The sequence below is a fragment of the Streptomyces sp. GbtcB7 genome, assembly GCF_019091445.1.
Classification (GTDB): Bacteria; Actinomycetota; Actinomycetes; order Streptomycetales; family Streptomycetaceae; genus Streptomyces; species Streptomyces mirabilis.
On sequence record NZ_JAGXJM010000001.1, the window covers coordinates 654330 to 664854 of the forward strand.

Here is a 10525-nt window from a genome sequence, read left to right on the forward strand (position 1 = left end):
GCTACGAGGTGATCAGGTCGCCCGTGTCCACCGGCGTCGTCGCGGCCGCCGCGCGCTGGGCGTCGCCCGAGACCTCGTCGGCCGTCAGGACGTAACCCGTCTCGTTGTCCGAGGTCGAGCGGGCGAACACGACGCCGTACACCCTGCCGCCGGTGGTGAGGAGCGGGCCGCCGGAGTTGCCGGGGCGGACGGTGGAGCGGATCGAGTAGATCTCCCGGGTGACCATGCTCGAGTTGTAGATGTTCTGGCCCCGCGCGTTGATCCGGCCTGCGACCGTGGCCGCCTGGAGATCCAGACCGCCGTCCTGCGGATAGCCCGCGACGACCGCCGAGTCGCCGCGCTTGGCGCTGTCGTCGAAACGCAGGAGGGGGACCCTGAGGTCCGGCACGTAAAGGACCGCGACGTCCTTGCGCGGGTCGAAGAACACCACCCGCGCCGAGTACACACGGCCCACACCGCCCACGCGCACGGTCGGGTTGTCGATGCCCGCCACCACGTGGGCGTTGGTCATCACGTGCTGCGCCGCGTAAGCGAACCCGCTGCCCTCCCGGCCCTGGTTGCCCGCTGCGCCCTCGATCTTCACCGTGCTGCGCTTGGCGGCGCTCGTCGCCGCCGCGGTGACGCTGTCCCCGGAGGGCTTCGCGACACCCGTCGCCGGCTCGTTCTCGAACGGGTTGAAGACCTGCGGGAAACCCGCCTCCGTCAGCGCCGAGGTGGCCCGCGAGAACCAGGTGGGCGTGGTGTCCGGCATCGTCGTCTGTACGGCGCCCAGCAGCGCGGAGTTGCGGATCGACTGGGTGATGAGGGTGGACGAGGAGGCTCCCAGGACGCTCGCGGCGACCCAGGCCACCAGCAGCACCGCCACCGTGTTAGCCGCCGCTCCGCCGACCCCGTCGGCCACCCGCAGCGGCCCCTGGTCCAGTTCGCGGCGCAGCTTCAGCGCCAGCCGGCCCGCCAGCTCGTGGCCCACCACGGCGGGTACCAGCACCGTCAGCACGGCCGTCACCGTCGCCGCCGACGTCCCCGCCGTCACCAGGTCCATCATCCACGGCAGCACCCATACGCCGATGACGGCGCCGCCCACGAACCCGGCCAGCGAGACACAGCCGGCGACCAGCCCGCGCCGGTAGCCGGACGCCGCGTAAGCAAGGATCACCAGCAACAGCAGGATGTCGAGCAGGTCCACGGAGCCGCCTTTCTCTTGGGCCCCTTAGTACGCGTGGGGCAGGCCCAGTGATCAGGCACGCGCGCGTGGAGCCGGGAAACGGCCACGCGTGCGTGGACCTGTAAAAACGTCCCGGACCAGGACGATGGTTCCACCAGGTGGCACAGCACACATCGCGGGGGGATCGGAACCGGGTCAGGGTGGCTCCATGCGTGTCTTCCGAAAGGCGCGGGGGGCATGGACGCGGCTCGCGCGGAGGGTGTGGGCGCGGCGTGCCGTCGTCGTCGTGCTCGGGTGCGTGCCCGGTCTGCTCGCCGTGCTCGCGCTGGTGGTGTGTGCGGTGGGGGTCGACCGGACGGTCGTCGGGCGCGAGCGGCCGGTGGCCGCGCCGCTGCCCGCGGGTCCGCATCGCGCGGCGCGACCGGTCATCGTGCCTCGGGCGCGGTGGCTGGACGCCGGGAGCACGCAGGCGCAGCCGCCCGCACGCTACGACGACCACGTCGTCGCGGTCTTCGTGCACCACACCGACTCGCCGAACGCGTACGAGTGCGCCGACGTGCCCCGCATCATCCGCTCCCTGTACGCCGGTCAGACCGGTGTCCGGCGGTGGGACGACATCGGGTACAACTTCCTCGTCGACCGCTGCGGCACGATCTACGAGGGGCGGGCGGGTGGGGTCGACCGGGCCGTCACCGGAGCGCATACGCAGGGCTTCAACCATGGCACCGCGGGGGTCGCCGCCATTGGTACGTTCGGGGCGGGGACGCCGGTGCCGCGGGCGATGACCGAGGCGATCGCCGCGTTGGCGGCGTGGAAGCTGGGGCTGTCCGACGTGGATCCCCGTGCCACGGTGCGGCTCGTCTCCAGCAACGACCTCAGCCGTTACACCGCCGGTACGAGTGCGGTGCTGCCCACGCTGGCCGGCCACGACGCGGGGTTCATGACCAACTGCCCCGGCGCCGCGCTGACGTCCCAACTCCCCCGAATCCGCTCCCGAGCCGCCCACCTCCAGGGCCGCTGACCCCGCCGACGCGCTTCGCCTGCCGGCCGGTGGGGACCGTTCGCGCAGTTCCCCGCGCCCCTACGGGATCGGGGCTGCGCCCCGGATCCCCCGCCCGCCCGATTCGTTTGGCTGCGGGCCGGTGGGGGCTGGTCGCGCAGTTCCCCGCGCCCCTAAAAGCCCTGGGTCGTCCGGCGTTCCAGGCCGAGGCGGGAGACCGCACCCCACCCACCCCAGCCCGCATCTTCAGCCCACCCGACGACTGAGGCCGAGGCCGGTGACCGCACCCCACCCACCCCAGCCCGCATCTTCAGCCCACCCGACGACTGAGGCCGAGGCCGGTGACCGCACCCCACCCACCCCAGCCCGCATCTTCAGCCCACCCGACGACTGAGGCCGAGGCCAGAGACCGCATCCCACCCACCCCGGGCCGCGTCTTCAGCCTGTCCGGCGTTTGAGGACGAGGCCGTTCAGGCCGATCGGGGGGTCTGGGGGCGGAGCCCCCAGGGATGGGACGGGTAGGGGCGGCGGGGGCGAGGAACGTGTTCACAGACAGCCCACAGTCGAGTCAACGGTGTCTCAGATCGCCGCTCTCTAGCGTTCTTCTCGTAACAGCCGACTGGAGGTGGGGAAGATGAGCAGCAGGCGTACCGAGAAGACGGGCAAGGCGAACAAGACGGCCGGCGCGGGGGGTTGGAACACCGCTTTGCGGACCCCGTGGACCGTGGCCTGCGCCGTGGTGACGGTCCTCGTGGGACCCGCCGCGGCCACCGCCTCGGCACTGGACCGAGCCAACGCCGCACCCCCGTACCACGCCCACGAGAACCACGAAGACCACAAGAACCACGAGACACACCTCCCGTACGTCACCCCGTACGCCACGTTGCCTCAGTCCCTGAAGCGCTCCCACAGCTTGGGATAGCGCTCGGCCAGCACGGACTCGTTCTCGAAGTCGAGCGGCGTACCCTCCGGCTCGGGCGACGCGGGCGGAATGCCCAGGTCGGGCGCGACGACCCCGGTCAGCTGCTCGTACGCCTCGTCCGCGGCGTACCCGAGCTCCTCACCGTCCCCGTCGAGGTCCTCGTCGAAGTCGTCCAGGAGGTCGGCGAGCGCGTCGGGATCGTGCATCGCGCCCTCGAAGACCTCCCGGCCCTGGCCGATCAGCCAGCACCGGAAGAAGTCGAAGGCGTCGTCGCTCACCCCGTCGAGCAGGACCCACGCCGCGCCCCACAGATCCCAGCGGTAGGCGCGGTTGTAGCGGGCCTCGAAGTGACGGGCGAAGTCGAGCACGGCGTCCGGGTCCAGCTGGACGAGCCGTTCGACGAGCAGGTCGGCGTGGTCCTCGGGGTCGCCCTCGACGGCCTCGCGGGTCGTGTCCACCAGCTCCCAGAACTCCGTCTCGTCCATCACGGGTCCAGCATCGGGCCTGAACGGGAGTGACGCACGCGGAGTGCCGCAGATTGTTATGCACGCACATGCCGACGGTAAAACCGCCAGCTACGGGGCGTTTTCCCGAGGCACTTCCCGGTCACCTCCCGAGGCACTCCCCGGTCACCGGTACAGCGCCGCCAGCCGCACCGCGTCCCCCGCGCATCGCTCCCGCAGCGCCGCGGGCGAGAGCACCTCCACCTCGGGCCCGAGCCCCGTCAGTTGCGCATGGGCGACCTCCTCGGACTCGACAGGGAGGACGGCCGTCACCCAGCCCCGCCCGTCAGGGGCACCGCACCCGCCCAGCGCCTGTCTCGCGGACGCGGGGTCGACGACGTACGCAAGCCTCCGCACGCCCTCCGGAGACAGCCGTACGACGGCCTCCGCCCGCAGGATGGACCGTGCGAACTGCTCGGCCCGCTCCGCCCAGAACCCGGGCAGGTCGAACCCGTCCTCCCGGGTGAAGCACTCCGCGGCGGGCCTCACCTTCGTGAAGCGGTCGATCCGGTAGACCCGGAAGGGGCCGGATCCGGCCGGCCCGGGCTCGGGCACCCGCGCGCACAGGTACCAGACGCCCGCCTTCAGCACGAGCCCGTACGGTTCGAGGACCCGCTCCACCTCGGCCGTCCCGCGCCGGTACCCCGCGGTGATCCGACGGTCGTCCCAGACCGCCTCCGCGACCGCGGGCAGCAGCTCGGGCGTCTCGGGCTCGTCGAACCACGCGGGCGCGTCCAGATGGAACCGCTGTCCCGCCGCCCGCGAGGCGTCCCGCAGGGAGGGGAGCAGGGCGGCGGACACCTTCAGGCGCGCGGCGGAGGCGGCGTCCTCCAGACCCATGTCCCGCAGGGCCCCCGGCACCCCGCTCAGGAACAGCGCCTCCGCCTCCGTGCGAGCCAGGCCCGTGAGCCGGGTGCGGTAGCCGCCGATCAGGCGGTAGCCCCCGGCCCTGCCCCGGTCCGCGTACACCGGAACGCCCGCCTCCGACAGCGCCTGCGCGTCCCGCGTGATCGTCCGTTCGGACACCTCGAGCTCCCGCGCCAGCTCGGCGGCGGTCATCGACGGCCGTGACTGGAGCAGCAGCACCATCTTGATCAGGCGGGCAGCACGCATACGGCCATGATGCCGGGCCCCACCGACAGCGAAGGGGCGCGCGGGAACGCCGAGGGGCGCGGCGGCCGTAGCCACCGCGCCCCTCGCGAAACACATGGAACAGGCGGACTGTCAGAGTCCGTAACGCTCCCGCGCTTCCTTCACCGCGGACGTCTTGACCTCGCCCCGCCGTGCCAGCTGCGCCAGCGCCGCGACGACGATCGACTGCGCGTCGACGCCGAAGTGGCGACGGGCCGCCTCACGGGTGTCGGAGAGGCCGAAGCCGTCGGCACCGAGCGAGGAGTAGTCCTGCTCGACCCACTGCGCGATCTGGTCCGGGACCTGGCGCATGTAGTCGGAGACCGCGAGCACCGGGCCCTCGGCGCCGTGCAGCGCCTGGCGGACGAACGGCACCCGCTCCTCGCCGCGCAGCAGGGCCGCGTCGGCCTCCAGCGCGTCGCGCCGCAGCTCCGTCCAGGAGGTCGCGGACCACACGTCGGCGGCCACGCCCCACTCCTCGGCGAGCAGCTTCTGCGCCTGAAGGGTCCAGTGGATCGCCGTGCCGGAGCCCAGCAGCTGGATGCGCGGGGCGTTGGCGACGGGGGACAGGCCCGCCGACTCGGCCGTGTTGAAGCGGTAGAGGCCCTTGACGATGCCCTCGTCGATACCGAGGCCGGCCGGCTTGGCGGGCTGCGGCATCGGCTCGTTGTAGACCGTCAGGTAGTAGAAGACGTTCGAGTCCTCGCCCGGGGCCGCCTCGCCGTACATCCGGCGCAGACCGTCCTTGACGATCGTCGCGATCTCGTACGCGAACGCCGGGTCGTAGGACAGGGCGGCCGGGTTGGTCGCCGCGATGACCGGGGAGTGGCCGTCGGCGTGCTGGAGGCCCTCGCCCGTCAGCGTCGTACGGCCGGCCGTGGCGCCGACGAGGAAGCCGCGGCCGAGCTGGTCGCCGAGCTGCCACATCTGGTCGGCCGTGCGCTGCCAGCCGAACATCGAGTAGAAGATGTAGAAGGGGATCATCGCCTCGCCGTGCGTGGAGTACGCGGTGGACGCGGCGATGAAGTCCGCCATGGAGCCGGCCTCGGTGATCCCCTCGTTGAGGATCTGGCCGTCCTTGGCCTCCTTGTAGTACATCAGCTGGTCGCGGTCGACCGGCTCGTACGTCTGGCCCTTGGGCGAGTAGATGCCGAGGGAGGGGAAGAGGCTCTCCATGCCGAAGGTGCGCGCCTCGTCGGGGACGATCGGCACCCAGCGCTTCCCGGTCTCCTTGTCGCGGACGAGGTCCTTGACCAGGCGGACGAAGGCCATCGTGGTCGCCACGTTCTGCGAGCCGGAGCCCTTGTCGAAGGACGCGAACGCCTTGTCGGCGGGGGCGGGCAGCGGGGCGAGCGCGTGCGTACGGCGGGCCGGGGCCGGGCCGCCGAGGGCCGCGCGGCGCTCCTGGAGGTAACGGACCTCGGGGGAGTCGGCGCCCGGGTGGCCGTAGGGAACCACGCCGTCGACGAACTGGCTGTCGGAGATGGGCAGCTCGAGCAGTTCACGCATCTGCTTGAACTCGTCCACCGACAGCTTCTTCATCTGGTGGTTGGCGTTCTTGGACGCGAAGCCCGTACCGAGCGTGAAGCCCTTGACCGTCTGGGCCAGGATCACCGTCGGCGCGCCCTTGTGGGCGAGGGCGGCGCGGTAGGCCGCGTACACCTTGCGGGACTCGTGACCGCCGCGGGAGAGGTGGAAGCACTCGGTGATCTTGTCGTCGCTCAGCAGCTTCGCCATCTCGACGAGCGCCGGGTCGGCGCCGAAGAAGTCCTGGCGGATGTAGGCGGCGTCGCGGGTCTGGTACGTCTGCACCTGCGCGTCGGGTACCTCGCGCAGGCGGCGTACGAGCGCACCCGTGGTGTCGAGCTGGAACAGCTCGTCCCAGGCCGAGCCCCACAGCGACTTCACGACGTTCCAGCCGGCGCCGCGGAACTGGGCCTCCAGCTCCTGCACGATCTTGAAGTTGGCGCGGACCGGGCCGTCGAGGCGCTGCAGGTTGCAGTTGATGACGAAGGTCAGGTTGTCCAGGCCCTCGCGGGAGGCGAGTGCGAGTGCCGCGGTCGACTCGGGCTCGTCCATCTCGCCGTCGCCGAGGAACGCCCACACGTGGGACTGCGAGACGTCCTTGATGCCGCGGCTGGTCAGATAGCGGTTGAAGCGAGCCTGGTAGATCGCCGACAGCGGGCCGAGGCCCATGGAGACGGTCGGGAACTCCCAGAGCCAGGGCAGGCGCCGCGGGTGCGGGTACGACGGGAGGCCGTTGCCGCCCGCCTCCTGGCGGAAGTTGTCGAGGTGCTGCTCGGTGAGCCGGCCGTCGAGGAAGGCGCGGGCGTAGATGCCGGGGGAGGCGTGGCCCTGGATGTAGAGCTGGTCGCCGGAGCCGGGAGCCTCCTGGGACTCCTTGCCCTTGAAGAAGTGGTTGAAGCCGGTCTCGTAGAGCCAGGCCGCGGAGGCGAAGGTGGCGATGTGGCCGCCGACGCCGTGTTTCGCGCCCCGGGTCACCATCGCGGCCGCGTTCCAGCGGTTCCAGGCGGTGATCCGGGCTTCCATCGCCTCGTCGCCGTCCACGACGGGCTCGGCGGCGGTGGGGATGGTGTTGACGTAGTCGGTCTCAAGCAGCTTGGGCAGCGCGAGACCGTTGCCCTCGGCGCGCTCCAGCGTGCGGCGCATCAGGTACGCGGCACGGTGCGGCCCGGCCGCCTGGGTGACGGCGTCCAGGGAGGCCTGCCATTCGGCGGTCTCCTCGGGGTCGCGGTCCGGGAGCTGGTCGAGCTCGCTCGGCTGGATTGCGGTGGGGTCGGTCATTGCGCCGCCTTCCGGATGCGGAGGGGGGTTCCCTCATCGGCAAGGGGTTTTCGGGGGTGCCCTTATGTCTTTGGCAGGACAGGGCGGCGGGCTCTGGTGGGAGCCCAGCGCTGACTGTAACTCCCTGATCGATGATCGATCAAAGGGTTGAAGGCGAAAACCTCTTCGTATCGCAAAAGTCGGCACGGGGTGCCTTGACGACAGGCACGGGGTGCCTTGGATTCCCAGGGGTTTCCCCAGGTGAGCGTGGGTGCGCTCGGCTGTGTCAGGGGCGCGGCGCGCAGCCCAGCACATGCGCCTTCACCAGGTCGGCGATCAGCGGATCCCGGCGCCGGAAGGCGTCCACGAGCGCCTCGTGCTCCTCCGCGTACGACTGCTGGACGGTTCCCAGCCAGCGGATGGACAGGGCGGTGAAGACCTCGATGCCCAGGCCCTCCCAGGTGTGCAGGAGAACGGAGTTGCCCGCGGCGCGCACGAGTTCGCGGTGGAAGGCGACGGTGTGACGGACCTGGCCGGTGCCGTCCGACAGCCGGTCTGCCTCGTACAGCGCCGTGACGTGCGGCTCCAGGGCCGAGCAGTCCTGGGCGAGCCGCTCGGCCGCCAGCTCGGCCGCGATGGCCTCCAGACCGGCCCGTACGGGGTAGCTCTCCTCCAGGTCGGCGGCCGTCAGGTTGCGCACGCGCACACCCTTGTTGGGCGCCGACTCGATCAGCCGCAGCGACTCCAGTTCGCGCAGCGCCTCCCGCACCGGGGTCTGGCTGACCTCCAGCTCGGTCGCGATCCGCCGCTCGACGATCCGCTCACCCGGCTTCCAGCGCCCGCTGACGATCCCCTCCACGATGTGCTCGCGGATCTGTTCGCGCAGCGAGTGGACGACGGGCGCGGTCATGAGGGGCTCCTTCGCTGGGGGCGGGCCGGCCCCAGGGGCGTTGACCTTTAGACAATAAGGCCGCAGCCCTGTCGGAGAGAGGCGTACGGGGGCGCTTTCATGCAGGTGAGACGAGACTTACACGCTGTCAGAGCGGCCGCGGACGTAAATACCCGTACCGGGTGGGGTCCGGAGGCGTCACGTCCGTGTCACCCGGAGAACCCGCGGGCCCCGCACGGTGTGTGGGTCGGCACAGGGGTTTCGGCGCGGGAGCTTCCACGGAGGCTCCCGCGAACGCCAGGGGGTCGGCATGGGCGGCATGGGCGGATGGGGACGGAAGCGGGGGCTGCGCTGGGCTGCGGCGGCCGGGGCGGTCGCGGCCGTGGCGGCGTGCGGGCCCGTGGACACGGGGGCGGCCGTGCGGCCGAGTGCGACGCGGGCCCACGGCACCTCGGTCGCCTCCGGCGGGGCGTGTGTCTTCGTCAAGCCGGACGGCGCGCGGAAGTTCGGGCACGTCGGCTGGGGCTTCCGGATCACCGGCACCGACCGCTGGGTGTACGGCGCGGTGGAGAACCCGTCGAACGCGCTCTACACCCCGCCCGGCGGCGACATCGGAGCCTGGCACGCGGAGGGCACGTACGCGCGGATGCTCGGCGACATGTCCCGGGACGCGTACTACCCGGGGAAGTCCACGCACCCCTACAGCCGCCACCGCTGCACGGGCTCGTCGACCAGTGACGTGAACTCCGCCCGCGCCATGATCCGTACCGTCGAGAAGCGGGGCTTCCTCGTCGGCGTCGACCCGGAGACGGGGGACCTCGGCTCGCGCGACTGCCTGGACGCCGCGTACGACGTCCTCAGGGCGTACCGGACGCGGCACCTGACACCCGCGTACCCGACGGAGATCCCGAACCTGTGGGTGGAGACGCTGGTGCTGTGGTCTGACAGCGCTCTGAAGCCGCGGTGACCCGTCCGCGCACACGCGAAGCCCCCGCCCGGAAGGTCCCGGACGGGGGCAGCGCGCGAGCGGGGGTGTTACAGGCCGAGCTCGACCTCGAACTCGCCCGCCTCCAGGATCGCCTTGACCGCGGTCAGGTAACGGGCCGCGTCGGCGCCGTCCACCAGACGGTGGTCGTAGGAGAGCGTCAGGTAGGTCATGTCGCGGACGCCGATGACCGTACCCTCCTCCGTCTCGATGACGGCCGGACGCTTGACCGTGGCACCGATGCCGAGGATCGCGACCTGGTTCGGCGGCACGATGATCGTGTCGAAGAGCGCGCCGCGCGAGCCGGTGTTGGAGATGGTGAAGGTCCCGCCGGACAGCTCGTCCGGAGTGATCTTGTTCGCCCGGACCTTGCCCGCCAGTTCGGCGGTGGCCTTGGCGATGCCGGCGATGTTCAGGTCGCCCGCGTGCTTGATGACCGGGGTCATCAGGCCCTTCTCCGAGTCCACCGCGATACCGATGTTCTCGGTGTCGAAGTAGGTGATCGTGCCCTCGTCCACGTTGATCCGGGCGTTGACGGCCGGGTGGGCCTTCAGCGCCTGGGCCGCGGCCTTCACGAAGAACGGCATCGGGGAGAGCTTGACGCCCTCGCGGGCCGCGAAGGAGTCCTTCGCCTGCGCGCGCAGCCGCATCAGGCGGGTGACGTCGACCTCGACGACCGAGGACAGCTGGGCCTGCTCGTGCAGGGCCTTCACCATGTTGTCGCCGATGACCTTGCGGATGCGGGGCATCTTGACGGTCTGACCGCGCAGCGGGGAGACCTCCAGGGCCGGCGCCTTCTTGGCCGCCGGGGCGGCGGCAGCGGCCGGAGCCGGGGCAGCGGCAGCGGCCTTCGCGGCCTCGGCGGCGGCGAGGACGTCCTGCTTGCGGATACGGCCGCCGACGCCGGTGCCCTTGACGGAGGCCAGGTCGACGTAGTTCTCCGCGGCGAGCTTGCGCACCAGCGGGGTCACGTACGCGCCGTCGTCAACGGCGAGTGCGGCGGACGCGGGAGCCGGGGCGACGGGAGCTGCAACCGGCGCGGGGGCCGGAGCCGGCGCGGCGGGCGCGACCGGGGCGGCGGGCGCGACCGGGGCGGCGGCCTGGACCGGAGCCGGGGGCGCGACCGGGGCGGCCGGAGCGACCGGG

General features: G+C 71.7%; 9 protein-coding genes. 3 read left to right on the forward strand and 6 right to left on the reverse strand.

Annotated features, from left to right (window positions below):
- Window position 1 precedes the first annotated feature (1 nt).
- A complete protein-coding gene (locus KVT44_RS02930) occupies window positions 2–1186 on the reverse strand; it encodes a MarP family serine protease (protein ID WP_217565926.1) in 1185 nt (394 codons plus the stop codon).
- A gap of 187 nt (window positions 1187–1373) precedes the next feature.
- On the opposite strand from KVT44_RS02930, the gene KVT44_RS02935 reads away from it, so the two are divergent.
- Both KVT44_RS02935 and KVT44_RS57765 read left to right on the forward strand, forming a co-directional pair.
- Entirely contained in the window at window positions 1374–2186 is an 813-nt protein-coding gene (locus KVT44_RS02935; protein ID WP_254648812.1) for a peptidoglycan recognition protein, read from the forward strand.
- Between the two features lie 613 nt (window positions 2187–2799).
- Window positions 2800–3087, forward strand: a complete 288-nt coding sequence (locus KVT44_RS57765) for a hypothetical protein (RefSeq protein WP_254648813.1) — start codon at window positions 2800–2802, stop codon at window positions 3085–3087.
- On the opposite strand, the gene KVT44_RS02945 is transcribed toward KVT44_RS57765, so the two are convergent.
- The 4 genes from KVT44_RS02945 to KVT44_RS02960 form a co-directional block, all read right to left on the reverse strand.
- Complete coding sequence (locus KVT44_RS02945) at window positions 3054–3572, reverse strand: DUF4240 domain-containing protein (protein WP_054230746.1); 519 nt, start codon at window positions 3570–3572, stop codon at window positions 3054–3056. The genes KVT44_RS57765 and KVT44_RS02945 overlap by 34 nt on opposite strands.
- Before the next feature lie 144 nt (window positions 3573–3716).
- On the reverse strand, window positions 3717–4703 hold the full coding sequence (locus KVT44_RS02950) for a YafY family protein (RefSeq protein ID WP_217565928.1): 987 nt from the start codon (window positions 4701–4703) through the stop codon (window positions 3717–3719).
- Between the two features lie 111 nt (window positions 4704–4814).
- Complete coding sequence (gene aceE / locus KVT44_RS02955) at window positions 4815–7526, reverse strand: pyruvate dehydrogenase (acetyl-transferring), homodimeric type (RefSeq protein ID WP_217565929.1); 2712 nt, start codon at window positions 7524–7526, stop codon at window positions 4815–4817.
- Window positions 7527–7791: 265 nt separating this feature from the next.
- Complete coding sequence (locus KVT44_RS02960; RefSeq protein ID WP_054230749.1) at window positions 7792–8415, reverse strand: GntR family transcriptional regulator; 624 nt, start codon at window positions 8413–8415, stop codon at window positions 7792–7794.
- Window positions 8416–8704: 289 nt separating this feature from the next.
- Between KVT44_RS02960 and KVT44_RS02965 the strand changes: the two genes are divergently transcribed.
- Complete coding sequence (locus tag KVT44_RS02965; protein ID WP_217565930.1) at window positions 8705–9361, forward strand: hypothetical protein; 657 nt, start codon at window positions 8705–8707, stop codon at window positions 9359–9361.
- Window positions 9362–9429: 68 nt separating this feature from the next.
- Here the strand turns inward: KVT44_RS02965 and sucB are convergent.
- A partial coding sequence (gene sucB / locus KVT44_RS02970; protein ID WP_217565931.1) for a 2-oxoglutarate dehydrogenase, E2 component, dihydrolipoamide succinyltransferase occupies window positions 9430–10525 on the reverse strand: 1096 nt, incomplete at its 5' end.